Annotated in this window: 21 protein-coding genes; 15 read left to right on the top strand and 6 right to left on the bottom strand. The window is 64.4% G+C overall.

The window, feature by feature from the left end; genetic code table 11:
• Positions 1-290: 290 nt before the first annotated feature.
• From NCR34_RS19910 to NCR34_RS19845, 14 genes are all read left to right on the top strand, one after another.
• Complete coding sequence (locus NCR34_RS19910) at positions 291-1,898, top strand: ABC transporter substrate-binding protein (RefSeq protein WP_248324321.1); 1,608 nt, start codon at positions 291-293, stop codon at positions 1,896-1,898.
• Between the two features lie 10 nt (positions 1,899-1,908).
• Positions 1,909-2,898: an ABC transporter permease gene (locus NCR34_RS19905; protein WP_248324320.1), complete on the top strand. Its 990-nt coding sequence runs from the start codon at positions 1,909-1,911 to the stop codon at positions 2,896-2,898.
• Positions 2,899-2,922: 24 nt separating this feature from the next.
• Entirely contained in the window at positions 2,923-3,879 is a 957-nt protein-coding gene (locus NCR34_RS19900; protein WP_250501010.1) for an ABC transporter permease, read from the top strand.
• Positions 3,876-5,573 carry an ABC transporter ATP-binding protein gene (locus NCR34_RS19895; protein ID WP_248324318.1) on the top strand — a complete coding sequence of 566 codons (1,698 nt, stop codon included), beginning with the start codon at positions 3,876-3,878 and terminating at the stop codon, positions 5,571-5,573. Before NCR34_RS19900 ends, NCR34_RS19895 begins: the two co-directional genes overlap by 4 nt.
• 33 nt (positions 5,574-5,606) lie before the next feature.
• Positions 5,607-6,830: an acyl-CoA dehydrogenase family protein gene (locus tag NCR34_RS19890; RefSeq protein ID WP_248324317.1), complete on the top strand. Its 1,224-nt coding sequence runs from the start codon at positions 5,607-5,609 to the stop codon at positions 6,828-6,830.
• 38 nt (positions 6,831-6,868) lie between these two features.
• Positions 6,869-8,227: an LLM class flavin-dependent oxidoreductase gene (locus NCR34_RS19885; protein WP_248324316.1), complete on the top strand. Its 1,359-nt coding sequence runs from the start codon at positions 6,869-6,871 to the stop codon at positions 8,225-8,227.
• Positions 8,228-8,366: 139 nt separating this feature from the next.
• Positions 8,367-9,374: a deoxyribose-phosphate aldolase gene (deoC, locus tag NCR34_RS19880; protein ID WP_248324315.1), complete on the top strand. Its 1,008-nt coding sequence runs from the start codon at positions 8,367-8,369 to the stop codon at positions 9,372-9,374.
• 26 nt (positions 9,375-9,400) lie between these two features.
• Positions 9,401-11,791: an aldehyde dehydrogenase family protein gene (locus tag NCR34_RS19875; RefSeq protein WP_248324314.1), complete on the top strand. Its 2,391-nt coding sequence runs from the start codon at positions 9,401-9,403 to the stop codon at positions 11,789-11,791.
• A gap of 75 nt (positions 11,792-11,866) precedes the next feature.
• Positions 11,867-12,340, top strand: coding sequence for an RbsD/FucU family protein (locus NCR34_RS19870; RefSeq protein ID WP_248324313.1), 474 nt, complete (start codon positions 11,867-11,869; stop codon positions 12,338-12,340).
• Positions 12,337-13,272 (top strand): ribokinase, encoded by a 936-nt coding sequence (rbsK, locus tag NCR34_RS19865; RefSeq protein WP_248324312.1) that lies wholly within the window; start codon positions 12,337-12,339, stop codon positions 13,270-13,272. Before NCR34_RS19870 ends, rbsK begins: the two co-directional genes overlap by 4 nt.
• On the top strand, positions 13,269-14,312 hold the full coding sequence (locus tag NCR34_RS19860) for an ABC transporter permease (RefSeq protein WP_248324311.1): 1,044 nt from the start codon (positions 13,269-13,271) through the stop codon (positions 14,310-14,312). Before rbsK ends, NCR34_RS19860 begins: the two co-directional genes overlap by 4 nt.
• A 66-nt stretch (positions 14,313-14,378) precedes the next feature.
• Positions 14,379-15,383 carry an autoinducer 2 ABC transporter substrate-binding protein gene (locus NCR34_RS19855; RefSeq protein ID WP_175945355.1) on the top strand — a complete coding sequence of 335 codons (1,005 nt, stop codon included), beginning with the start codon at positions 14,379-14,381 and terminating at the stop codon, positions 15,381-15,383.
• A gap of 78 nt (positions 15,384-15,461) precedes the next feature.
• Complete coding sequence (locus tag NCR34_RS19850) at positions 15,462-16,991, top strand: sugar ABC transporter ATP-binding protein (protein ID WP_248324310.1); 1,530 nt, start codon at positions 15,462-15,464, stop codon at positions 16,989-16,991.
• Positions 16,988-18,049, top strand: coding sequence for an ABC transporter permease (locus NCR34_RS19845; protein ID WP_371747498.1), 1,062 nt, complete (start codon positions 16,988-16,990; stop codon positions 18,047-18,049). Before NCR34_RS19850 ends, NCR34_RS19845 begins: the two co-directional genes overlap by 4 nt.
• A 43-nt stretch (positions 18,050-18,092) precedes the next feature.
• On the opposite strand, the gene NCR34_RS19840 is transcribed toward NCR34_RS19845, so the two are convergent.
• From NCR34_RS19840 to NCR34_RS19815, 6 genes are all read right to left on the bottom strand, one after another.
• Positions 18,093-18,821: a DeoR/GlpR family DNA-binding transcription regulator gene (locus tag NCR34_RS19840; RefSeq protein ID WP_206470872.1), complete on the bottom strand. Its 729-nt coding sequence runs from the start codon at positions 18,819-18,821 to the stop codon at positions 18,093-18,095.
• A gap of 131 nt (positions 18,822-18,952) precedes the next feature.
• Positions 18,953-19,381, bottom strand: a complete 429-nt coding sequence (locus NCR34_RS19835) for a hypothetical protein (protein WP_248324309.1) — start codon at positions 19,379-19,381, stop codon at positions 18,953-18,955.
• Positions 19,382-19,490: 109 nt separating this feature from the next.
• Entirely contained in the window at positions 19,491-20,321 is an 831-nt protein-coding gene (locus tag NCR34_RS19830; RefSeq protein ID WP_248324794.1) for an alpha/beta fold hydrolase, read from the bottom strand.
• Between the two features lie 87 nt (positions 20,322-20,408).
• On the bottom strand, positions 20,409-21,671 hold the full coding sequence (locus NCR34_RS19825; protein WP_248324308.1) for a LysR family transcriptional regulator: 1,263 nt from the start codon (positions 21,669-21,671) through the stop codon (positions 20,409-20,411).
• A 59-nt stretch (positions 21,672-21,730) separates the two neighbouring features.
• A complete protein-coding gene (locus NCR34_RS19820) occupies positions 21,731-22,570 on the bottom strand; it encodes a siderophore-interacting protein (RefSeq protein ID WP_250501009.1) in 840 nt (279 codons plus the stop codon).
• Positions 22,567-23,328 (bottom strand): PadR family transcriptional regulator, encoded by a 762-nt coding sequence (locus tag NCR34_RS19815; protein WP_248324306.1) that lies wholly within the window; start codon positions 23,326-23,328, stop codon positions 22,567-22,569. The genes NCR34_RS19820 and NCR34_RS19815 overlap by 4 nt, the downstream gene beginning before the upstream one ends.
• A 231-nt stretch (positions 23,329-23,559) precedes the next feature.
• Between NCR34_RS19815 and NCR34_RS19810 the strand changes: the two genes are divergently transcribed.
• Complete coding sequence (locus NCR34_RS19810) at positions 23,560-24,723, top strand: MFS transporter (protein WP_248324305.1); 1,164 nt, start codon at positions 23,560-23,562, stop codon at positions 24,721-24,723.
• Positions 24,724-24,784 lie beyond the last annotated feature (61 nt).

The raw sequence follows: 24,784 nt of genomic DNA, 5'->3' as shown, positions 1-24,784 counted from the left end.
TTGCAATTTCGACCGGGGATCATAGCGGTAATGAGGCGTCGCATACCGTGGCGCATCGATTTTCACAATTGGTCGGTGCCGGCCTGGACTTCCACCTCCGGCAGCATGCTTCTTCGCAAATCTCCCGCCGCCTGCTTTGCATATGCCGAACGCTTGGTTTGCGTTCGGCGGCTGCCGTTCTATGGTGTCGGCTTGCGCGGATCACGCGGCGGCGCAGCATTCGCACCGCAGGCGGCGGTTCGTCGCGATCCCCTCCAACCGACGAACGCAACGCACGAGAACGGCATCGCATGACAGGCATCAACCGACGACACTTCCTTCTTTCCACGGGCGCCACGCTGGCGTCGGCAAGCCTCTCCTCGCTGTCTTTCGCACAGAGCAAGGACGCCGGGGCGCCGCGGCGCGGCGGCACGCTCAACATGCTGATCAATCCCGAGCCGCCGGTGCTGGTGTCGATCTTTCAGACAACCGGCCCCGCGCTCGTGGCGAGCTCCAAGGTGCTCGAAGGTCTGCTCGCCTATGACTTCGATCTGAAGCCCAAGCCGCAGCTTGCGACCGCATGGAACGTGGCCGACGACGGCCTCAAGTACACGTTCACGCTGCGCGAGAACGTCAAGTGGCACGACGGCCAGCCGTTCACGTCGGCGGACGTCGCGTTCTCGATCGACCTGCTGAAGTCGGTGCATCCGCGTGGCCGCAGCACGTTTGCGAACGTCACGCGAGTCTCGACGCCCGATGCGCGCACGGCCGTCATCGAACTGGCGAAGCCCGCGCCGTACCTGCTGAAGGCGCTGTCGGCGGGCGAGTCGCCTATCGTGCCGAAGCACCTGTACGCATCCGGCGATCCGCTCTCGAATCCGCACAACAACGCGCCCATCGGCACGGGGCCGTTTCGCTTCAAGTCGTGGACGCGCGGGGCGAACATCGTCTACGAGCGCAACCCGGATTACTGGGACGCGGGCAAGCCCTACATCGATTCGCTCGTTCTAAAAGTGATTCCCGATGCGGCCGCGCGCTCGGCCGCGTTCGAAACCGGCGCGCTCGATCTGGGCGGAGAAAATCCGGTGCCGCTCACCGACTTGCCGCGTCTCACGCAACTGCCACAACTCGTGACGGAGACGCGCGGCTATCGCTTTCTCGAACCGCTGTCGGAAATCGACTTCAATCTCGATCACCCGATTCTGAAGGACCTGCGCGTGCGGCAGGCAATCGCGCATGCGATCAACCCGCAGATCGTGCAGAAGACGATCGCGTACGGATACGCCGACCTCTCGCCCACGCCGATCACGCCGGGCTCGCCGTATCACGATGCGAAGCTCGCGCCGTATGCGTTCGATACCGCCGCCGCCGAAAAGCTGCTCGACGCGGCGGGTTATCCGCGCAAAAACGGCGGCCCGCGCTTCCAGCTCACGCACGACTTCCTGCCCTACGGCGACATGTACCGGCGTCAGGCGGACTATGTGAAATCGGCGCTCGCGCGCGTGGGCATCGACGTGACGGTGCGCTCGCAGGACTTGCCGTCGTTCCTTAAGCGCGTGTATGCGGACCGCCAGTTCGACTTCACGAGCATCGGCGTCAATACGCTGTTCGATCCGAGCGTGGGCGTGCAGCGGCTCTACTGGTCGAAGAACATCCGGCCCGGCGTGCCGTTTTCCAATGCGCCGCATTACAGCAATCCCGACGTGGACCGGCTGCTCGAATCGGCATCGACCGAGGCGGACGACAGCAAACGCGTCGCGCTCTTTCAGCAGTTTCAGCAGATCGTCTATCGCGACCTGCCGATCCTGAATCTCGTCGCGCCGCGCATGGTGACGCTCGCGAACCGGCGCGTGCGCAATCACACGGTATCGGCGCAGGGTCTCGAAGGCAATTTCGCCGACGTGTATCTGAGCGCGTGAGGGCAAGCGCATGAACCGAGGGAACCGACGCGCGCGCCTCGCCGCGATCGCCCGACGCACCGCATGGCAGGCGGTGCCGACGGTGCTGGCCATCGTGATCCTGAACTTCTTTCTGCTGAAGCTGATGCCGGGCGACGCCGCCGACGTGCTCGCGGGCGAATCCGGCTCCGCGACGGCGGAAACGCTCGCCGCGCTGCGAGCGAAGTTCGGGCTGGACCAGCCGCTTCTGCATCAACTCGGCGCGTACCTGTCGCATCTCGCGCATTTCAGTCTCGGCTACTCGCCGCGATACGACGCGCCGGTGATGCAGCTGATTCTCTCCCGCTTGCCGAACACGCTGATCCTGATGGGCAGCGCGCTCGCGTTCGCGATCGTCGCGGGCGTCGTGCTCGGCGCGATCATGGCGCACTGGGCGGGCAAATGGCCCGACCGCGTGCTGTCGGTGCTCGCGTTGCTGCTCTATTCGACGCCGGGCTTCTGGATCGGCCTGCTCGCGATCATCTTGTTCTCGGTGCGACTCGGCTGGCTGCCGAGCGGCGGCGACGTCACCGTGGGCGCGAATCTGCACGGCCTCGCGTATGTGGCCGATGTGGCGAAACACGCGCTGCTGCCGGCCGCGACGCTCGGCACGTTCTTCGTGGCGATCTACGCCCGTCTCACGCGCGCCGCGATGCTGGAAGTGCAGCGTCAGGATTTCGTGCGCACCGCGCATGCGAAGGGGCTGCATCCTTTGCGGGTGAGCGTGCGTCATGTGCTGCGCAACGCGCTGATGCCGCTCACGACGATGGTCGGCATCCACTTCGGCACGCTGCTCGGCGGCGCGGCCGTCACAGAGACGGTCTTCAGCTGGCCGGGCCTCGGCCGCCTCGCGCTCGATGCCGTCATGGCACGCGATTTCAGCGTGCTGCTGGGCGTACTGCTGCTGTCGTCGCTGCTCGTGATGGCCGCCAATCTCGTGATCGATCTGCTGCAGGCGTGGCTCGATCCGCGCATCGCCTAATCCTCTTTTTCCTTCGGCTCAAGCATGGCAACCGACTCTTCCGAACTCGTCACGGCGCAAACATCCGCCGGGTCCGCCTGGCGGCGTCAACTCGCAGGCGCGGTGTTCGGCGCGCGCCGCGCGCAGGCCGCCACGCCACGCGCCACGCGCGGCGTGTGGCGCGCGTTGCTGCGCAATCCGTCGGCGCTCGCGGGCATCGTGCTGCTCGTCGCGCTGCTGGCGCTCGCGCTCGCCGCGCCGCATCTGTTCCCCGGCGATCCGTTCGACATGGTCGCGCCGCCGTTCGAGTGGCCCGGCGCCGATCCGCTCTACACGCTCGGCACCGACTCGCTCGGGCGCGACGTGGCGGCGGGCATCGCGCACGGCACGCGCGTGTCGCTTGTGATCGGCGCGTCGGCGGCCGGCATCGGGCTCGTCATCGGCACGCTCGTCGGCGCGCTCGGCGGCTTCTTCGGAGGCGTCATCGACGATCTGCTCGCGCGCGTCACCGAGGTCTTCCAGACGGTGCCGTCGTTTCTGCTGGTGATCGTCATCGTCGCCATCGGCAAGCCGAGCGTGACGGTCATCGCGCTCGCCATCGGCATCGCGTCGTGGCCGACGGTCGCGCGCATCGTACGCGCCGAGTTCCGCACGCTTCGTCAGGCCGATTTCGTGCTCGCGGCGCGCAGTCAGGGCTTCTCCGATGCGCGCATCATCTTCGGCGAAATCCTGCCGAACGCGCTGCCGCCGGTGATCGTCACGGCCTCCGTGATGGTCGCAAGCGCGATTCTCATCGAATCGTCGCTGTCGTTCCTCGGCATGGGCGATCCGAACGTCGTCAGCTGGGGCGGCATGATCGGCGCGGGGCGCGATTCGCTGCGCACCGCCTGGTATCTGACGGCGCTGCCGGGCGCGGCCATCGTGACCGCGGTGCTCGCGCTGAATCTTCTCGGCGACGGCCTGAACGACGCGCTCAACCCTCGTTTGCGGGAGCGCGCATGAGCGACGCCAAGCTGCTGCAAGTGCGCGACTTGCGCGTGAACTTCGGCGCGCATCAGGCGGTGCGCGGCGTCGATTTCGACATCGCGCAAGGCGAGACGCTCGCGCTCGTCGGCGAATCGGGCTGCGGCAAGTCCGCGACGGCGCTCTCGCTGATGCGGCTCGTGCCGGCGCCGGGCATCGTCACGGGCAGCGTGCGCTTCGCCGGCCGCGAGTTGCTGACGCTCGCGCCGCGCGAGATGCGCGGGATTCGCGGCGCGCAGATCTCGATGATCTTTCAGGAGCCGATGACCTCGCTGAATCCGGTGCTGTCCATCGGCGCGCAGATTGCCGAGACGTTGCGCCAGCACGAAGCGCTGTCAAAGCAGGCGGCGCTGCGCCGTGCCGTCGAACTGCTCGACCTCGTGCATGTGCCCGAACCGCAGCGGCGCGTGTCGGATTATCCGCATGAACTGTCGGGCGGCCAGCGTCAGCGCGTGATGATCGCGATGGCGGTGGCGTGCCGACCGCACCTTTTGATCGCCGACGAGCCGACCACCGCGCTCGACGTGACGATTCAGGCGCGCATTCTGGAACTGCTCGACGAACTCAAGCGCGAATTGTCGATGTCGCTTCTGCTCATCACGCACGATCTGGGCGTGGTCGCGCAACACGCGGATCGCGTCGCCGTGATGCTGGGCGGCGAGAAGGTGGAAGAGGCGCGCGTGGAGACGCTTTTCGCTGCGCCGGCTCATGCCTACACGCGCGGTCTCTTGGGCGCGTCGCTGAATCTGTCGGGAGAGATTCACTATCGGGACTGGACGCTGCCCGAGATTCGCCACGGCAGCCGCGAGGACGGCGACGCCGCGTTCAACGTGACGCCGCTCGCGCCGCGCACATTCGAGGCAGCGACGCCTCCCGCCGATGCGCCGCTCCTGTCGGTGGACCGGCTCACGGTGGACTATGCGCATCGGCACGGCAAGGGCACGCTGCGCGCGGTGGACGGCGTGTCGTTCGACATCGCGGCCGGGGAGACCGTCGGCCTCGTCGGCGAATCCGGTTGCGGCAAGTCGACGCTTTCTCGCGCGATTCTGCGGCTCGCGCCCATCACCGGTGGCTCGATCCGTCTCCAAGGCACCGACCTCGTGCCGCTTACCGAACGTGCGCTGCGCCCGCATCGGCGACGCGTGCAGATGGTGTTTCAGGACCCGTATGCGTCGCTCAATCCGCGCCGCACCGTCGGCGAGATTCTCGATACGGTGATGGCGGTGAATGGCATCGGCGGCGATCGGCGCACGCGGCGCGCCCGCGCTTTGGCCATGCTCGATCGCGTCGGCCTGCCCGCCGCCGCGCTCGCTCGCTATCCGCACGAGTTTTCCGGCGGACAGCGGCAGCGCATCGGCATCGCCCGCGCGCTGGTGCTCGAACCGGCGCTCCTGATCTGCGACGAACCGGTGTCCGCGCTCGACGTGTCCATTCAGGCGCAGATCCTCAATCTGCTCGTCGAGCTGAAGCGCGACCTGGGGCTCGCGTATCTCTTCATCTCGCACGATCTCTCCGTGGTGCGCTATATCGCCGACCGCGTGCATGTGATGCACGGCGGCAGGATCGTCGAGAGCGGCGACCATCGCGACATCTGGCGCGCGCCGCGGCACGCCTACACGCGCGCGCTGCTCGATGCGATTCCCGCAGGGCGCCCGAACGCGCGCGCGGCCTGACCTCTCTGCAAGATTCACCAACAAGGAAGAAAGATGTCGACACTCGCACGCATCCGCACAGAGCCGGATCACGCATTGCAGGACGCGCTCGATGCGCTGCCGGCGCTCGCCCGGGAAATCGGCGAAGAAGCCGCCGCCCGCGAGGCGCGCCGCGAGTTGCCATTCGAAGCGTTCGCGCGCTTTCGGGCCTCCGGCTTAGGCAAGCTGCGTCTGCCGGTGGAGTGGGGCGGTCTCGGCGGCTCGCTCGAAGACGTGTTCCATGTCATCTCGACGCTCGCCGCGCATGAAAGCAACGTGGCTCATGCGCTGCGCATCCACTTCGACCAGACCGAGGCGTTGCTGCTTTCGCCGCGCACGCCGTTCAACGCGTTGCAGATCGAGCGCATCGTCGATGGCGCGATCTTCGGCGGCGCTTCGACCGAAGCGGGCACGTCGCGTCCGGGAGAGATCACGACGCAACTCACGCGCGACGGCGACCACTACCGCCTGAGCGGGCGCAAGTACTACGCGACGGGCACGGCCTTCGCGGACTACGCGCGGCTCAATGTGCAGGATGATCGCGGCGAACCGGTCGTCGCGATCGTGCCGGTGCGGCGCGAAGGTCTGCACGTGCTCGACGACTGGGACGGCATGGGTCAGCGCATGACGGCAAGCGGCAGTCTCGTGTTCGATTCCTTGCGCGTGCAGGCCGACGAAGTCGCGCCGCGCAATCTGACGACGCTTGCCGGCCGCCACACGGGCGCGCTGCGGCAGCTGCATCTGGTGGCGGTCGCGGCGGGCATCGTGCGCAACGTGCTCGCCGATGCCAAACGCTACGTGGTGCAACACGGACGCCCCGCGCTGCATAGTCCCGCGCCGACCGCGCGCGAGGATGCGTTCATTCAACAGGTCGTGGGCGATCTGTCGTCGCACAGTCATGCAATCGATGCTCTCGTGCGCGAGAACGCCCGCGCGCTCGACCGCTCGTCGCGCGCGGTGCGCGACGGCGACGCGCGTGCCGATGCGCTCGTGCTCGAAGGCGCGCTCGTCACCGCGCGCACGCAGCTCGTCGTGAGCAAGCTCGCGTTGCATGCGGCGGAGCGCATGTTCGAAGCGGGCGGGGCGTCGGCGACGTCGCGCGCGCACAACTTCGACCGCCACTGGCGCAATCTGCGCACCATCTTCAGCCACAACCCGCTGCTGCATAAATCGCGGGTGATCGGCGATTACGAACTGAACGGCGTGACCACGCACCTGACCGAAGGGCGCGTGTTCTGAGCGCCGCGGCCATCATCATCGAAACGGAGTGACCAGTCATGAGCGCATCTCTTCCGCGCCAGTTGCATCTCAACATCAACGCGCTGCATTCGGGCTTCGTGCCGTCGGCGTGGCGCGTGGCACAGGCCGATCCGCGCGCGTTCATCGACGTGAATCATTACGTGCGGCTCGCGCAGACCGCCGAGCGCGCCTGCCTCGACGCGATCTTTCTGGCAGACAACGCGGCGATCTCCGATCAGCTCGACATGCGTCCGATCACCGCGCTCGAACCGACGATGCTGCTCACGAGCGTGGCCGCCGCGACCACGCATATCGGACTGATCGCGACCGCGTCGACGAGCTATAACGAGCCGTACAACATCGCGCGCCGGTTCGCGACGCTCGATCTGATCAGCGGCGGGCGCGCCGGCTGGAACATCGTGACGACGGCCGATCTGCCGTCCGCGCGCAACTTCGGTCTCGACGCGGTGCCGCAGCACGCGGAACGCTATGCCCGCGCCGATGAGTTCGCGACGCTCGTGAAATCGCTCTGGAATAGCTGGGAAGACGATGCGCTGGTGGCGGACAAGGCCAGCGGGCGTTTCGTCGATCTGGACAAGCTGCATCCGGCGCAGCATCGCGGGCGCTTCTTCGGCGTGCAGGGCGCGCTCAACCTGCCGCGTTCGGCGCAAGGGCATCCGGTGCTGGTGCAGGCGGGCGCATCGGGCGATGGACGCGAACTGGCCGCGCGTCACGCGGAGGCCGTGTTCTCGGCTTCGCAGTCTTTCGACGAATCGCGCGCTTACCGAGCCGATCTCAACGAGCGGGCGGCGCGCCACGGACGCGGCCCGAACGCCGTGAAGGTGCTCGCCGGGCTGACCACAATCATCGGCGCGACGGAAAGCGAGGCACTGCGCCGTCGCGATGAACTCGTCGATCTGATCCCTTGGCGCTACAGCCTCAACCGCCTTGCCGGAACGCTCGGCGTGCCCGTCGAATCGCTGCAACTCGATGCTCGCCTGCCCGCCGATCTGCCGCTGCCCAACGACGGCAACGGCAATCACACGTTCTTCAACGCGACGCTCGCGCAGGCGCGCACGCACGGCTATACGGTGCGCGAACTGGTGCGTGCGCTGGCGGGCGGCGGCGGGCATCGCGTGATCGTCGGCACGCCCGAACAGGTAGCCGACGACATCACGCACTGGTTCGAAAACGGCGCGGCCGACGGTTTCAATCTGATGCCGGACGTGCTGCCCGATGGTCTGGAAGCGTTCACCGAAGGCGTCGTGCCGATCCTTCAGCGCCGCGGCATCTTCCGTCGCGCTTACGAGGGCACGACGCTGCGCGGACACTTGGGACTCGCGATACCGGCGGGCCGGGGCGCGCCTGCGGTGGAGCCCGAAGCGCGGGCGGCCTGACGTCGACAAAAGGCGGTACGCCGAAGCCGCCCATCTCCGCACTTTCCCTATGTTACGATCGTAACAACGTTGCGATAGACTGAGATCAATCTATCAAAAAGCTGTTGTGCGTTGCGCAAGCGCACAGCCTACCGATCTCATGCTGGAAACCGCATCGAAGTCCATCGTCGCGTGGCCCGGAACCGCTCACCCGGCCACGCGCGCGCGCAATCCCGGCGTCCCTTTCGACCTCGCATGGCTCGAAGGACTGCGCGTCAATCAATCGGCGGTCGCGCGCCGGGCAGCGAGCTTCGGCCTGCGTCGCTCCGTCAAGAAAGACGCGCAGGCGGCGTGGCTCTTGAAGGCGATCACCTGCATCGACCTCACGACGCTAAGCGGCGACGACACCACCGCGCGCGTGCAACGGCTCTGCGCCAAGGCGCGCCGCCCGCTGCGCGAGGACTTGCTCGACGCGCTCGGCATGTCGGATCAGCCGATCACGACAGGCGCCGTGTGCGTCTATCACCGCTTCGTCAAGACGGCGGTTGACGCGCTCGCCGATAGCGGCATTCCGGTCGCCGCCGTGTCCACCGGATTCCCCGCCGGCCTGAATCCGCATGCGCTCAAGCTGCGCGAGATCGAAGCATCGGTGGCGGACGGCGCGAAGGAGATCGACATCGTCGTGACGCGCGAGCACGTGCTGACCGGAAACTGGCAAGCGCTCTACAACGAGATGCGCGACTTCCGCGCGGCTTGCGGCGACGCGCACGTCAAGGCGATTCTCGGCACCGGCGACATCCGCACGCTCTCCAACGTTGCAAAGGCTTCGATGATCTGCATGATGGCCGGCGCCGATTTCATCAAGACATCCACGGGCAAGGAAGGCGTCAATGCGACGCTCGACGTGTCGCTCGTGATGGTGCGCATGATTCGCGAATATCTGGCGCGCACGGGGATCGCGATCGGCTTCAAGCCGGCGGGCGGCGTGTCGACCGCGAAATCGGTGCTGAACTATCAGATTCTCATGAAGGAGGAACTCGGGCGCGAATGGCTCGAAGCGGACTTGTTTCGCATTGGCGCGTCCAGCCTGCTTGCCGATATCGAGCGGCAACTCGAACATCACGTGAGCGGGCGCTATTCGGCGTTCAACCGCCATCCGGTCGCCTGAACCAGCCCAATACAGACACAAGCCTCATGAGCGTAGCCCACTACTTTTCTTCGATGGAATACGGACCCGCACCGGAAGACGATCGCGCCGTGCGCGCATGGCTCGATCAACACGCCGGACGCTTCGGCCATTTCATCGACGGCGCATGGCGAGACGGCGGGGACGAACATCGCTTCGATTCGCGCGAGCCGGCGACGGGCCGCGTGCTCGCGTCGATTGCGCAAGGATCGAGCGGCGACGTGGATGCCGCCGTGCAAGCCGCGCACGATGCGCTGGAAGCATGGCAAGGCATCGGCGGTGCGGGCCGCGCGCGGCACCTGTACGCACTGTCGCGCATGGTGCAAAGGCATAGCCGCCTCTTCGCCGTTCTCGAATCGCTCGATAACGGCAAGCCGATTCGCGAATCGCGCGACATCGACATCCCTCTCGTCGCAAGGCATTTTCTGCATCACGCGGGCTGGGCGCAATTGCAGGATCGCGAGTTCGCGGACTGGGCGCCGCTCGGCGTGATCGGGCAAATCGTGCCGTGGAATTTTCCGCTGCTGATGCTCGCGTGGAAGATCGCGCCGGCGCTCGCGCTCGGCAATTGCGTCGTGCTCAAGCCCGCGGAATACACGTCGCTCACGGCGTTGCTGTTCGCGGAACTCGCGCACCGCGCCGGCTTGCCCAAGGGCGTGCTCAACGTCGTGACCGGCGATGGCCGCACGGGCGCGGCGCTCGTCGAGCATCCGCACGTCGCGAAGATCGCGTTCACCGGATCGACCGAAGTCGGCCGCCAGATTCGCTCGACGACAGCGGGCTCGGGCAAATCGCTCACGCTGGAACTGGGCGGCAAGTCGCCGTTCATCGTGTTCGACGACGCCGATATCGACTCGGCTGTGGAAGGCGTCGTCGATGCGATCTGGTTCAATCAAGGCCAGGTGTGCTGCGCGGGTTCGCGTTTGCTCGTGCAGGAAGGCATCGAAGCACGCTTTATCGACAAGCTCAAGCGCCGCATAGAAACGCTGCGCGTCGGGCCGTCGCTGGACAAGGGCGTCGACATGAGCGCCATCGTCGATGACGTGCAACTCGAACGCATCCGCGCGCTCGTGGCGAAGGGCGAAAGCGAAGGATGCGAGATTCATCAGCCCTCGCGTCTCGCGTTGCCCGAAGGCGGGGCGTTCTTCGCGCCGACGCTGGTGACCAACGTCGCGCCGGCATCGACGCTTGCGCAAGAAGAAATCTTCGGGCCCGTGCTCGTCTCGATGAGCTTTCGCACGCCCGACGAAGCCGTCGCCCTGGCGAACAACACGCGCTATGGCCTCGCCGCGAGCGTCTGGAGCGAGAACATCAGCCGCGCGCTGGACGTCGCGCCGCGCCTGCAGTGCGGTGTCGTATGGATCAACGCGACGAATCTGTTCGATGCGGCAGTGGGCTTCGGCGGCTATCGCGAGTCCGGTTTCGGGCGGGAAGGCGGACGCGAGGGCATATACGAATATCTCAAGCCGCGCGCATGGTCCAAGCTGCCGATGCGCTCCGACACGCAAGCGCCGCCCGTCGAGCCGGACTCGCTGATGGAGTCGGCTAATGTCAGCGCGATCGACCGCACGGCGAAGCTCTTCATCGGCGGCAAGCAGACGCGGCCGGATAGCGGTTACTCGCGGCTCGTTCGCTCGCCTGCGGGCGAGATCGTCGGCGAAGTGGCCGAGGGCAATCGCAAGGACATTCGCAATGCTGTGGCGGCGGCGCGCGGCATGACGAAATGGGCGGCAGCGAGCGCGCACAACCGCGCGCAGGTGCTGTATTACCTCGCGGAGAATCTGAGCGCGCGAGCGGAGGAATTCGCGCGCCAACTCGTGACGCGCGCGGGTTCCGGCGAACGCGATGCGAAGCGCGAAGTCGAGGCGTCGATTGCCCGCTTGTTCACGTACGCAGCGTGGGCCGACAAGTTCGACGGCGCGGTGCATGCGCCGCCGTTGCATGGCGTCGCGCTGGCGATGCACGAGCCGGTCGGCGTGATCGGCGTCATCTGTCCGGACGAAGCGCCGTTGCTCGGTTTCGTCTCGCTGATCGCGCCCGCGCTCGCGCTGGGCAATACGGTCGTGGCGGTGCCGAGCATGACGTGCCCGCTCATGGCGACAGATTTCTATCAGGTCGCGGATACGTCCGACGTGCCGGGCGGCGCGCTCAACATCGTGACCGGCGACGCGCGCTCGCTTGGCGAAACGCTCGCCCAGCACGATGACGTCGACGCGCTCTGGTGCTTCAATGGCGCGGCGCTTTCGGCGATGGCCGAGCGCGAATCGGTCGGCAATCTGAAGCGAACCTTTGTCGATCACGGACGACTGTTCGACTGGCATGATGCATCGAGTGAAGGTTTGCCCTTCTTGCGCCAAGCCGTGCAAGTCAAGAATATCTGGGTGCCGTATGGAGATTGATTTGCGGCACTCGTAATCCGAGGTTCAACGGCGCAGATCCGAAAACAGGACGCGCCATGCATGGAGGAGACGCTCTTGCTGAAGAACATTGACCCGCTTCTGAACGCCGACATTCTCTACGCGCTCGCCGCGATGGGACACGGCGATGAAGTCGTCATTTGCGACGCGAACTTTCCCGGCGATTCGGTCGCGCGCCAGACGGTGCTCGGCAAGCTCTTGCGGATCGACGGCGCGAATGCGCCGCGCGTCGTGCGCGCGGTGTTGTCGGTGATGCCGCTGGACACGTTCGTGGACGATCCCGCAGGCCGCATGGAAGTCGTCGGCGACGCGACCGCGTTACCCGCCGTGCAGCGCGAAGCGCAACGCGAAGTCGATCACGCGGAAGCCCGCGAAGTGGCGTTCGCGCCGATCGAACGCTTCGCGTTCTATGAACGCGCGAAGAAGGCGTATTGCGTCATCCGCACGGGCGAGACGCGCGGCTACGGCTGTTTCATCTTCAAGAAAGGCGTGCAGCTCGCGCCGGATGCGCCGCAAGGGGACGCGCCATGAGCGGCAGCGTCGTCATCCTCGGCATCTATGTGACGGACCTCGCTTTTCGCGCGCAGCGCATGCCCTTGCTTGGCGAAACGGTGGCGGGCTCCGCGTTTGCGATGGGACCGGGCGGCAAGGGTTCGAATCAGGCCGTGGCCGCCGCTCGCGCGGGCGCGGACGTCGTCTTCTGCACGCGCATCGGCAACGATGTGTTCGGCAAGATCGCGCAAGCCACGTGGGCGGCCGAAGGCATCACATCGCGCGCCAGCGTGATAGACGATATCGCGACCGGCGCCGCGCATATCTATGTGGACGAGAACACCGGCGGCAACGCGATCATCGTCGCGGCGGGCGCGGCCGGCACGCTCGGCCCCGATGACGTGGATGCGATCGAAGCGGACATCGCGAAGGCAGCCGTCTTTGTCACGCAACTGGAGCAGCCGGTTCCGGCCGCGAAACGCGGGCTCGAACTGGCCCGGAAGCATGGCGTGACGACCGTCTTCAACCCGGCGCCTGCGCTCGCGCTCGACGACGATATCTATCCGCTTTGCGACTACATCACGCCGAATGAAACCGAGGCGGCGGCGTTGACCGGAGTCGCCGTGAAGTCTGTCGACGATGCGCGTCGCGCGGCTAATGTTCTGTTGAGCAAGGGCGCGCGCGCGGCGATCATCACGTTGGGCGAGGCGGGCGCGCTTTTGCATAGCGCGAACGAATCGGTGCTGGTTCCTGCGTTCGAATGCGGGCGCGTGGTCGAAACGGCCGGCGCGGGCGATGGCTTCACCGGTGGTTTCGCGGCGGCGCTCGCGCGCGGCGACAGCGCGCTCGATGCGGTCCGCTTCGGATGCGCGTTGGCGAGCATCTCGGTCACGCGGCCAGGCACCGCGCCCTCGATGCCTCGCCTCGACGAAATCAATGCATTGTTGAGCGAAAGGAGCGTGACGCAATGAAGGCGTCGAAGTGGCTCGCTGACCGGCAGTTCAACTTTCTGATCGGCGTGAATCTGCTGGTCGTGATCGTCGCGACATGGCTTTCGCACGGCCAGTTTCTCGACATCGACAATCTTCAGTCGATGGGCGGCCAATTGCCCGAACTCGGCTTGCTCGCGCTCGGCATCATGTTGTCGATGGTCTCGGGCAATGGCGGCATCGACCTCTCGGGCGTCGGCCTCGCGAACCTCTCGGGCATGGTCGCGGCGATGGCTCTGCCGCATATCGTCTCCGCCGACGATTCGCCCGCGCTCTATACGGCCGTGTTCGTCGGCATCGTTGTTGCGATGGGCGTGGTCGGTGGCCTGCTGAATGGCGTGGTCATTGCCAAGCTCAGGCTGACGCCGATTCTCTGCACGCTCGGCACGCAGTTGCTCTTCACGGGCATTGCCGTCGTGTTGAGCAACGGCGCATCGGTGCGAGTCGAATATGTCGATCCGCTCTCGAACATCGGCAATGGCACGTTTCTTCAGGTGCCCATTTCGCTGTGGATCTTCATTGCGGCGGTGCTCGGGCTCGGCTGGGTGCTCAAGCGCACGCCGTTCGGCCTGCGGCTTTACCTCATGGGCACGAATCCCAAAGCCGCCTTCTATGCGGGCATTCCGCGCGCGCGCATGCTGATTCTGACTTACGGCATGTGCGGCGTGCTCGCATCGCTGGCGGGTCTCATCAGCGCAACGCATACGTCCAGCGCGAAGTGGGATTACGGCAACTCTTATCTCTTGATCGCGATCCTGATCGCGGTGATGGGCGGCGTGAATCCGGCGGGCGGCTATGGACGCATTGTCTGCGTGTTTCTCGCGGCAACGGTCCTGCAATTCCTGTCGAGTCTCTTCAATCTGCTCGGCGTCTCCCAGTTTTTCGGCGATTGCGCGTGGGGCTTCCTGCTGCTCGCGTCGCTCGCCTTCGCGGGTGGCGAACGCGTGCGCGCGATCTTCGGCATCGGCGGCGCCAGGCCCACATCCAAGATTCCACCGCCGCCAGCATCGACGGGACGTTGACCACTCGCTGTGTGATTGCTTCAAAAGACCATCGAACGACATTCCAAACATAAAGGAGACAACACGATGAAGCTCAAGACTTTCGGCACCGCGCTGACCGCCATTGCGCTCGCTGCCGGCGCGGTCATGGCCGCCCAGGCCGCGACGAACGAAACCATCGTCACGGTCGTCAAGGTGACCGGCATCAACTGGTTCAATCGCATGGACGACGGCGTGAAAGAGTTCGGCAAGGCGAACCCGAACATCAACGTCTATCAGACCGGACCCGGCCGCGCCGACGCCGCGCAGCAATTGAAGATCATCGAGGACTTGATCGCGAAGAAAGTCACTGCGATTGCAGTGGTTCCGTACGATCCGCCGACGCTCGAACCCGCGCTCAAGAAGGCGATGGATCGCGGCATCAAGGTGGTCACGCATGAAGCCGACAACGCAAAGAACACGATGGTCGATATCGAAGCGTTCGACAACACGGCATACGGCGCGGGCCTGAACGAACGTCTCGCGAAGTGCATGGGGCAGCAGGGCAAGTGGGCGGTGCTGGTCGGCTCGCTCGGCAGCCGCTCGCAGGTGCAATGGGCGGACGGCGGCATCGGCAACGCAAAGGCGAAGTATCCGAAGATGGATCTCGTCGAGCCGAAGCTCGAAACGAATAACGACGGCGAGCGCGCGTATCAGGTCGCGAAGGAAGTGCTGCGCAAGCATCCGGATCTGACCGGTTTTCAGGGCTCGTCGTCACTGGATGTGATCGGCATCGGGCGCGCGGTGGAAGAGGCCGGCAAGGTCGGCAAGATCTGCGTGTACGGCACGGGTCTGCCCACCGAAGCGGGCAAGTTCCTCGAAAGCGGCGCCATCAACGGCATCGCATTCTGGGACCCGAAGCTCGCCGGCATCGCGATGAACAAGGTGGCGCAGATGCTCGTCGACGGCAAGACGGTGGAGAACGGCGCGGACCTCGGCATTACCGGCTATAACAAGGTCACGGTGAGCAAAGGGCCGGGCAAGGGCGTGATCGTTCGCGGCACCGGCTGGGTGGACGTGGACAAGACGAACTACAAGCAATACCCGTTCTGATGCGACTGATGTGATGTTCGCGGCGCACAGCGTTCGACGTTCGACGTTCGACGCGCGCGCCGCCCGAATCCATACGCCATGACCCAAGAGACACCGCTCCTCGAAGTCGTCGATATCCATAAACGCTTTACCGGCGTCTATGCGCTGCGTGGCGTGAGCCTCGCGTTTCAGCGCGGGCAGATCTATCACCTGCTCGGCGAAAACGGCTGTGGCAAGAGCACGCTCATCAAGATCATCTCGGGCGCGCAGCCGCCGGACGAAGGCGAGCTCGTGATCGAAGGCGCGCGTCATGCGCGGCTCTCGCCGCTCGAAGCATTGTCGGCCGGCATCGAGACCGTGTATCAGGACTTGTCGCTCCTGCCGAACATGAGCGTGGCCGAGAACGTCGCGCTGACTTCCGAGCTCGCGGAGCACGCGGGCAAGCTCGCGCGCACGTTCGACCGGCGCGCGCTCGCGACGACCGCCGCACGCGCGCTCGAAGCCGTGGGTTTGCCGGGCGATGCGGAGTTCCAGAAGACGCTGATCGAACAATTGCCGCTGGCGACGCGCCAACTCGTCGCCATCGCGCGCGCCATTGCGAGTGAAGCGAAGTTCGTCATCATGGACGAGCCCACGACCTCGCTCACGCAGAAAGAGGTCGACAACCTGATCGCGGTGCTTGCGAGACTGCGCGCGCAAGGCGTGGCCGTGCTGTTCGTGAGCCACAAGCTCGACGAGTGCTACGCGATCGGTGGCGAAGTCATCGTGCTGCGCGATGGTCAGAAGATGGCTCAAGGACCGATCGAGCACTACACGAAGGCGCAGATCAGCGAGCTCATGACGGGCAAGCATCTTTCGACCGACCGTTACCGCGAAGAAGGCGAGGCGCGTGCGTCGAACGTCGTGCTCGATGTAAAGGAACTCGGCCGCAAGGGTCAGTTTGCCGACGTATCGTTCGCTCTGCATGAAGGCGAGATACTCGGCGTGACGGGACTGCTGGACTCGGGCCGCAATGAACTGGCGCGCGCGCTCGCGGGCGTGGCGCCTGCGGACAGCGGCGTCGTGACGCTCGACGGCATGCGTGTTCGCCTGCAATCGCCCGCGGATGCCAGAACGCAACGCATCGGCTATGTGCCGGAAGACCGCCTGAACGAAGGGCTTTTTCTCGACAAGCCCATCCGCGATAACGTCGTGACCGCGATGATTGCGAGCCTGCGCGACCGCATCGGGCAAATCGATCGCAAGCGCGCGCAGGCGCTAGCCGAGCGCACCGTCAAGGATCTGCAAATCGCCACGCCCGATGTCGACAAGCCAGTGCAGTCGCTTTCCGGCGGCAACCAGCAGCGCGTGCTGATCGGCCGCTGGCTCGCGATCAATCCACGCGTGTTGATTCTGCATGGGCCGACAGTCGGCGTCGATGTAGGCTCGAAGGACATCATTTACCGCATCATGCAGCGGCTGTCGAAGGAGGGCATCGGCATCATTCTCATCAGCGATGATCTGCCCGAACTGCTGCAAAACTGCGATCGCATTCTGATGATGAAGAAAGGCCGCGTCGCCGGCGAATATCGCGCCGATCGTCTGACCGAGGCCGATCTGTATCACGCGCTACTTTCTGAGGCAGCATGAGCATGAGCGAATCCATCCGCGGCGCCGCAAGCGAGACCGTGCCGCAAGCCGTGAGCAATGTCGCGCCGCGCGTGCGCAAGGGCAGTCTCTACGCGCAGTTGATGCGCAAGCCGGAGTGGTTCACCGTCGGGCTGATTCTCGTCACGTGCCTGATCGTGGGTAGCCTCAACCCGCGCTTCTTCCAGTTCGCGACGCTCTTCGACATGCTGCATTCCGCGACCACGGTGTCGCTGTTTGCGCTCGGGACGCTCGTCGTGCTCGCGTCGGGCGGGATCGACGTATCGTTCACCGCCATCGCTGCGTTGACGATGTATTCGATCACCAAGGCGGTGTTCGCATGGTGGCCCGAATGTCCGTTCGCGCTGATCGTGTTGACGGGCGCATTGGGCGGCGTGCTGCTCGGCGTGGTCAACGGCATGCTCGTGCATCGGCTGAAAGCGCCTTCGCTGATCGTCACCATCGGCACGCAATACCTGTTTCGCGGCTTGTTGCTGACCTTCGTCGGCACGCAGTTCTTCATGAACATTCCGCACAGCATGGATGTGTTCGGCCGCTTGCCGCTTTTCTATTACCACACGGCGGACGGCTTGCGCGCGGTCCTTCCTGTGTCGGTGCTGGCGCTCGTGATCGCGGCGATCGTTACATGGTGGCTCCTGAATCGAACGATGATGGGCCGCGGCGTCTATGCGATGGGCGGCAGTCTCGCCATTGCGGAACGGCTCGGCTATAACCTGCGCGCGATCCACTTATTCGTATTCGGCTACACGGGTTTGCTCGCCGGCGTAGCGGGCATTCTGCATGTATCGACGAACCGGCTCGCCAATCCGTTCGATCTCGTCGGCACGGAGCTCGATGTCATCGCTGCGGTGATTCTCGGCGGCGCGCGCATTACCGGCGGCACGGGAACGGTGACGGGCACGCTGCTCGGCGTGGTGCTCGTCACGCTCATCAATAGCGTGCTGATTCTCGTGGGCGTGCCGAGTACGTGGCAGAAGGTCATCATCGGCGCATTCATTCTCATCGCAGGAACGCTCTTCGCATTGGGTCGCAGGCAGTAGCGCAACGCGCGGCGCATTTGGACTTACGGGACTTACGCTTCTGCTATTCGCGTGAGTCCGTGCGCCGTTGCCCTTCCTCGGTGATGACGGAGTCGAAGTCGGAGATCTGCGAGAAGCGCACCGCTTTCACCTTGCCGAACTTACTCGCATCGACCACAAGATGCCGTTCGACGGAGCTCGCCATGGCCGCCTGCTTGATGGCGACTTCATGAAAGTTCCAGCACGTCACGCCCCGTACTTCATCGACACCGCCGGCCGACATGAATGCCTTATTGATTCCCATGCGCCTAAGCGTTTCGACGCTTTCATCGCTGGCGAATGATTCCGACGAAGGCACGTACACGCCGCCAAGCAAAATCATGCGTATGTTGGGCTTGCGGCGCAGAATCTCCGCGACGTTGAGCGAATAACACACCACGGTCAGATGCATCTCAGCGGGAATCTGCCGTGCTAGTGTCGTCAACGTCGTGCCGCAGTCGATGAACACAGTCTCGTTGTTCGTGAGCAGGCGGGCGGCATGACTCGACGCAATGGCTTTCGCTTGCGCGAAGTGATCCTTCTCTTCGTCGATGGTATAGCCCGCTGCATTCGGCAAGTCCGCCGCGCTCACGATATAGCCGCCCAGGTAAGTGAACTGCCCGGGGTTGGCCGCAACGTCTCTGCGCACCGTCATTTCGGAGACACCGAGAAGCGCGGCGGCATCGCGCAGACGCATCACGTTTTGTTTTTCTAATGCGCTCGAGAGCGTGCGGAGGCGGTCGATCTTGGCCATCGTTTTGCAGTGCTTTCCACGCGTCGCCGAATGTGAGTTTCTGGTCTTACGTTGATAAGATTATAACAACGCAAGGCGCGTCGAATGCGCGCCTCGCGTGAGTTCACGGGTAAATACGGAGCGCGTGCCGCTTATGCGCCTTCGTTCTCTTCGAGCATCACTGCGAGCGTGCCGGCTTCGCTTTGCACGCCGGCATCGAGGTCGATTTCATTGGGCGTCATCTTTGCAATGGCGCGTAAGAGGCGCGGCGAAAATGTTGCGCCGAACAGCGCGATGGCGTCATCGCGGCGCCGGTCGTCGGCATGCGCGAGCGAGCGCAGTTCGCTGAGCGGAAGTCCGACGAACAAGTCGAGCGGATACGGCGGAGCAGCAAGTGCGGCCGCCGCGGCCGTTGCCGCCGTCGCGCCCGGAGCGCGCACGCGCAAGCCCGGTTGCAAATGTTCCGCGAGTTCCATCGTGATGTCGTAGTCCGCCTCGAATTCGAGGGATGTTCGCGCTTCGCTCTGCAGGAACGGCGCAACGGTTTCCAGACGAGCGAGTTCTTCATCGGTAAGCAGCATGGCATTTCTCCTTCGATAAACGCAGACAAGGTTTCCTTTATCGGACACTTAGCTAAATGCTTGCCCGGTAGCCGAACGAACCCCGAACGCCTCTGGCGGAAAAATTGACTCACGCAGTGCGCTGTGCATCGAAGAAGGCTGCGATGGCTTCATTCACTGCTTCGGCTGCGTCGCGGTGAGGCGAATGACGGCAGCCCGGCAGTTTGACGAGATGAGCGTGAGGAACCGCTGCCTTGATCTTGTCGATCTGCTGCATGGACGCGTATTCGTCGTCGTAGCCTTGAATGGCGAGCAGCGGCCGGCGGATGGATTCGAGCGTCGTCGTAATGTCCCAATGAAGGAACGCGGGATCCAGCCATGCGTCGTTCCAACCATAGAAAGCGGAATCCACGTTCTGATGGTAGGGCTCAAGCCGCGAGCGCAAGGCGCCGCTCTCATAAGCGCTTCGTGCCTGAGTGATCGCCTGAACGGTCATCGGCTCGACGAACACATGCGGGGCCAGCACCGCGACCCCCGCCAACGACTCGGGATAAGCACTTGCATAAAGCAAGGCGATCGACCCGCCGTCGCTATGCCCGATGATCCACATGCGTGCGCGCTCGCTCTCGTTTATGCCGATTGCATCCAGCAGCGCAGGCAGCACGACCTGCGCTTGATGATGCAGAAAATCGCCCGCCCAGTGCTCGTCTGCGCGACGCGGCGTCGAACGTCCATAACCCGGACGCGAATACACGAGTCCGCGGCAACCGAGGCGATCACATAGCGACTGCGGCCAGTCTTTCCATAACGCAATGGAACCCAGTCCTTCGTGCAGAAATACCGCAATAGGCGCGTCTTTGAGTTCGGGGTTGAGCCATTGATATTCGATGGATAGCGGATACAGGCTACCGGTCACCTGAGCATATTGGATAGCGTCGATAGCGCTTGTGGGGTCATTCATGGCTTGAAGTTTCGCGCGAAGAATCACTCATTGAGTTTCAAGAGTACCAGACGAGTAATGGATGAAACGGTCGGCAGCATCGCCGCATCATGCCGTATGTTTCGATATCTTCGCGACGCCCGCCGAATGCGCGAGTTGATCGACAGTCAGGCGAATCGCGTCGATCAGCGCGCGGGCGGCCGGAGAAGGCGTGCTGCCCGCGCGTAACGTAAGCCCGATATCGCGCCGTGTGTTCTGCATCGCGATGTCCAGCACGACGAGCTGCCTCGACTCGCATTCATAGAACAACTGCTGGGCCGATACGACCGCGAGCATGTCGGTGTGCGTGAGCAAGCCACGGATCACGGCAAGGTCGGCGGTCTCGACCGTCGGCATCGGCGGTTTGAGCCTGAGCCGCTTGAATTGCGCCTCGAACATGCCGCGTGCGGGCGCGTGACTACGCGGCAAGACCCATTGCGCGGCGCTCAACTCTTTCAGTGTCAAAGCCTTGGCCTTAGCCAGCGGATGATCGCGCCGCGCGATGACCACCATGTCCTCCGACATCAGGCGCTCGTTGGTCAATCCGCTCGATGCATCGTTCGGCCTGAGCGCGCCCAGAACGAAGTCGATATCGCCCGCTCTCAAGCCGGCCACGAGCGGTTCGTAGGCGCTCTCATCCGTGGCGATGCGTACGCCCGGATACTGCGAGGCCACGCGCGCGATCGCCCCCGGAAGAATCAGCGTCCGGCCGAGCGGCAGCGCGCCGACGGTCACATAGCCTTGAATGGTGCCGCGCAGAGCCGCGATATCGTCCGGGATGTGGCGCAGTTCGTTGAGCGCGCGACGTACGTGCAGCACGAACGTCTCGCCTTCGCTCGTGAGCAACAGGCCGCGCGGGCTGCGATAAAACAATTGCATACCTGCGCCCGTTTCCATGATGCGGATCGCGCTGCTGACTGCGGGCTGACTGATGCCGAGCGTCTGCGCGGCGCTCGGCATGTGCCGATGACGCGCCAATGCCGAGAATAGCTGTAACCGCCGCGTATTCAGCAGGAACGCAGGCAACGCGTTGCCGTTAGCCGAGCGTCGCCGTGACTGCCGTGCGGTGCACCATTGACCCAGCGCTTCGAGCTCCGCGAAGATCCGTTCGCAACGGAGAAGAACGGCGCGACCTGCAGGTGTCGGCAACATGCCCGACGGGCGACGTTCGAACAGCGTCTCGCCTACGGCTGCTTCCAGTTCCTGCAAGGAGCGCGTGACAGCGGACTGCGCGCGAAAAAGGGCGGCGGCCGCGCGCGTCGCGCTGCCCGTCTGCGCCACGAGCCTGAACGCGCGCAGATAAGCGAGGTTGAGCAGTTCGCGGTTATCCATGGCTATGCTGAAAGAGTTATAGCCATCAGTTTAGTTTATCGGCACGCCGGGACGCGAGTTCAGTCTTCGATCGTGCCATGCACGCCTTGCTCGCCGCGCTTCCAATAGGCGGAGGCGCGAATGCGGCGCTTGTCGATGCCTCGCTCATTGCACAACAGCTGGCGCACTGCGCGCATGAGCGCAGCCTCGCCCGCGGCCCACACGTATCCCTCGCCGTCGGGAAGATACGTTCCGCGCAACGCGAGCAAGAGATCGCCGCCCGCGTACGCGGACTCGCTGCGGTAGCACCACTGCACATACAGATTGGCGCGTGTATCGAATTCGATTCGCGCGGAGGGATCGGCGACTTCGAGCAGCGCCGCCACGCGCGTGCCGGCCGGAAGCTCCTCCAGGCGACGGGCGATGGCGGGCAGCGCGGTCTCGTCGCCTACCAGCAGATGCCAGTCGAACCGCGTCGGAATGACGAACGAGCCGCGCGGCCCGCCGATGCCGAGGTAGTCCCCCGGCGCGGCCTTCGCGGCCCACGCGGTCGCCGGGCCGGCGTCGTGAAGCGCGAATTCAATATCCAATTCGCGCGCCGCCCGGTCGAAGCGCCGAGGCGTGAAGTCGCGGGCAATGGGTCGCGGCTTGGCGGGATCGAACACGGGACCGTCCGGGCCGGCCTCCGGCACCACCGGCATGCTTCCGCCCGGCTGCGGAAAGAAGACCTTCACGTGGTCGTCGAAAGAGGCGCTCTCGAAGTCTGCGAGCGCCTCGCCCGTCAGGGTGATGCATACAAGATGCGGATTAATCGGCCTGACTCGCTTGACCTGAAGCAAGCGGAATTTCAGCGGGTGACGCACGCGCGTGACTTCCAGTTCGGAGCGGCCTTGTTGTGCTTCGACGAGTGAATGGCTCATTCTGTCGTTCCTTTTGCCTGTTTCGGCGCATTGTCTTGTTCGATGTCGGCCGTCGCGCGTTCAAGAATCGCGGCGATGCGGCGCTGCTCTTGCGGCGATGCATCGGTGCGCAGGAGTAGCGCCCGCTTCAGGGCGCGTCGCGCTGCGATGAGTTCGGGCACCCAGCCGCCGTCGCCGGCATCCTCGTCGGCCTGCTCGCCCGCGTAGGCACGCCGTACCAGGTCCATCTTGCGTGCAAAATGCAAAAGCTTCGCGAGCATCAGATCGACCCGTTCGCGATTCGCCGCGAGATATTCACTGCCCGCATCCGACAGCGCGTAGCGCTTGCGGTTGCCTTCCATCTCGACCGTCGCATAGCCCAGTTCTTCCAGATACGTCAGCGCGGGATACACCATGCCGGGGCTTGGCGCATAGAAACCGTTGGAGCGATCCGCCAGCGCCTTGATGAGCTCGTAACCGTGGCGCGGCGCCTCGGCCAGCATGGCGAGCAGCAAGAGTTGCAGGTCTTCGGACGAGAATTTGCGGCCGCGCGGCATGCCGCCCATGTCGTCGGGACCCCCGCCGAAACCGCCCGCACCACCGGGGCCGCCCGCGCCGAAGCCGCCGCCAAAGCGCCCGCCGCCGCTGTGCCGATGACGTCCGATCATCTCCCAGCCGCGCCACGCAAGGCGATCGAGGCGGTCCAGCGCATCGAACGGAAGACCGGAACCGAAGCCGCGCGAATCGTCGCGCTTGCCGTGAAAGCAACGTGATCTCATGACACACTCCCTTTATGTCGTAAAACATATCTAAAGATATATATCGTAAGAGTCTCTGTCAAGGCGTTCTTTTTCGCACCGGAACGTGGCGAGGGGAGCGCTCGCGGCATGAGGCGTCCTTGAAGCCGGTATTCAAAAGACAGCATCCATCCGCCGGCACGCGAAAAGTTCGGTGCGTGCACGGAGCGTGCTAAAGCACCCGCATCCTTCGACAAATAGACCCACCTCTGCATGCCGGCTTATCTCGCACTGGCACTGGTATTCATGATCAACATGGCGGGCACGACGTTGCCTACCGCGATCTATCACGACTATCAGACGACCTACGGCTTCAGTCCCGCGACCATCACGGTCATCTTCGCGGCCTACGCGATCGGCGTGCTCGGCGCGCTGTTGGCGATGGGCAGCTGGTCCGATCAACTCGGGCGCAAGCGCATGCTCAAGGCGGGCCTTGCTGCCGCCGCCGTCTCTGCGCTGATTTTTGTATTTGCCGACGGCCTCCTCATGCTCTTGCTCGGTCGTCTCGTCTCGGGCATCTCGGCGGGCATCTTCACGTCGACGGCGACGGTCGCGGTGATCGAATCAAGTCCGTCCGACTCGCGCTCGAAGGCGATGCTCGCTGCAACGTCGTCGAACATGCTCGGGCTCGGCTTGGGACCTGTCCTCAGTGGAGCGCTTGTCGAGTTCGCGTCCTGGCCCATGCGTCTTTCGTACCTCGCGCATATCGCATTGCTGGTGCTCGCCTTCCTATTGCTACGCGCCGCGCCTGAAACGGTGCGCGTGGCGGATCACCCGAAATTGCATATGCAACGCATCTCGCTCCCGCGTGAGGTGCGTGCTGCGTTCGTGCCGGCAGCGTTGTCTGGATTTGCGGGCTTCGTCGTTGTCGGATTCTTTACCGCCGTTTCGCCGCAACTCATGCGCAACGTGCTCGGATATCACAGCGGCTTGCTGATTGGCCTGGCTGTGTCTTTTATCTTTCTCTGCTCGGCGATCGGTCAGGCGGTCGAGAAACGTATCCCGCAAAGATGGCGACAACCTGCTGGTTCGGTCGCGCTTGTCGTCGGTCTCGCGCTGCTTGCGCTATGCGCATGGCAGCGTTCGTCCACCGCCTTTGTCATCGGGACGATGCTATGCGGACTCGGGCAGGGCATCAGCTTTCGTGCTGCACTCGGCGAGCTATCCAATCGCAGTCCGGCCGAGCGCAAGGCGGAAGTGACCGCGGCGTTCTTCGTCGTGCTGTATGTGGCGATATCGCTGCCCGTCATAGCGATAGGCGTCGCGGTGCAACGTATCGGCATCACACCCGCGACGATCACGTTCGCCGCGATCACGGTCGTTATCGTGCTTATTTCGCTCGCGTGGCTGCACCGCGTCGAGAAGGCGCAGTCATAGCAAGGAACGAGTCTGCATCGAGTAAAGGGTACTATCCGAAGGTTGCCGGCATCCCCTCGAT

Origin of the sequence: Caballeronia sp. GAWG1-5s-s (assembly GCF_023631445.1) — a bacterium.
Classification (GTDB): Bacteria; Pseudomonadota; Gammaproteobacteria; order Burkholderiales; family Burkholderiaceae; genus Caballeronia.
The sequence above is the reverse complement of the archived record's forward strand: the minus strand, read 5'-3'. Positions and strand labels throughout refer to the sequence as shown.

Bases quoted from the DNA above. Each gene is read 5' to 3' on its own strand.
- NCR34_RS19860 (WP_248324311.1), top strand. From the start codon at position 13,269: ATGAAGGCGTCGAAGTGGCTCGCTGACCGGCAGTTCAACTTTCTGATC.
- NCR34_RS19810 (WP_248324305.1), top strand. From the start codon at position 23,560: ATGCCGGCTTATCTCGCACTGGCACTGGTATTCATGATCAACATGGCG.
- NCR34_RS19900 (WP_250501010.1), top strand. From the start codon at position 2,923: ATGGCAACCGACTCTTCCGAACTCGTCACGGCGCAAACATCCGCCGGG.
- NCR34_RS19815 (WP_248324306.1), bottom strand. From the start codon at position 23,328: ATGAGATCACGTTGCTTTCACGGCAAGCGCGACGATTCGCGCGGCTTC.
- NCR34_RS19840 (WP_206470872.1), bottom strand. From the start codon at position 18,821: ATGGCCAAGATCGACCGCCTCCGCACGCTCTCGAGCGCATTAGAAAAA.
- NCR34_RS19820 (WP_250501009.1), bottom strand. From the start codon at position 22,570: ATGAGCCATTCACTCGTCGAAGCACAACAAGGCCGCTCCGAACTGGAA.
- NCR34_RS19825 (WP_248324308.1), bottom strand. From the start codon at position 21,671: ATGGATAACCGCGAACTGCTCAACCTCGCTTATCTGCGCGCGTTCAGG.
- deoC (WP_248324315.1), top strand. From the start codon at position 8,367: ATGCTGGAAACCGCATCGAAGTCCATCGTCGCGTGGCCCGGAACCGCT.
- NCR34_RS19890 (WP_248324317.1), top strand. From the start codon at position 5,607: ATGTCGACACTCGCACGCATCCGCACAGAGCCGGATCACGCATTGCAG.
- NCR34_RS19855 (WP_175945355.1), top strand. From the start codon at position 14,379: ATGAAGCTCAAGACTTTCGGCACCGCGCTGACCGCCATTGCGCTCGCT.
- NCR34_RS19910 (WP_248324321.1), top strand. From the start codon at position 291: ATGACAGGCATCAACCGACGACACTTCCTTCTTTCCACGGGCGCCACG.
- NCR34_RS19895 (WP_248324318.1), top strand. From the start codon at position 3,876: ATGAGCGACGCCAAGCTGCTGCAAGTGCGCGACTTGCGCGTGAACTTC.
- NCR34_RS19845 (WP_371747498.1), top strand. From the start codon at position 16,988: ATGAGCATGAGCGAATCCATCCGCGGCGCCGCAAGCGAGACCGTGCCG.
- NCR34_RS19835 (WP_248324309.1), bottom strand. From the start codon at position 19,381: ATGCTGCTTACCGATGAAGAACTCGCTCGTCTGGAAACCGTTGCGCCG.
- NCR34_RS19850 (WP_248324310.1), top strand. From the start codon at position 15,462: ATGACCCAAGAGACACCGCTCCTCGAAGTCGTCGATATCCATAAACGC.
- NCR34_RS19830 (WP_248324794.1), bottom strand. From the start codon at position 20,321: ATGAATGACCCCACAAGCGCTATCGACGCTATCCAATATGCTCAGGTG.
- NCR34_RS19885 (WP_248324316.1), top strand. From the start codon at position 6,869: ATGAGCGCATCTCTTCCGCGCCAGTTGCATCTCAACATCAACGCGCTG.
- NCR34_RS19905 (WP_248324320.1), top strand. From the start codon at position 1,909: ATGAACCGAGGGAACCGACGCGCGCGCCTCGCCGCGATCGCCCGACGC.
- NCR34_RS19875 (WP_248324314.1), top strand. From the start codon at position 9,401: ATGAGCGTAGCCCACTACTTTTCTTCGATGGAATACGGACCCGCACCG.
- rbsK (WP_248324312.1), top strand. From the start codon at position 12,337: ATGAGCGGCAGCGTCGTCATCCTCGGCATCTATGTGACGGACCTCGCT.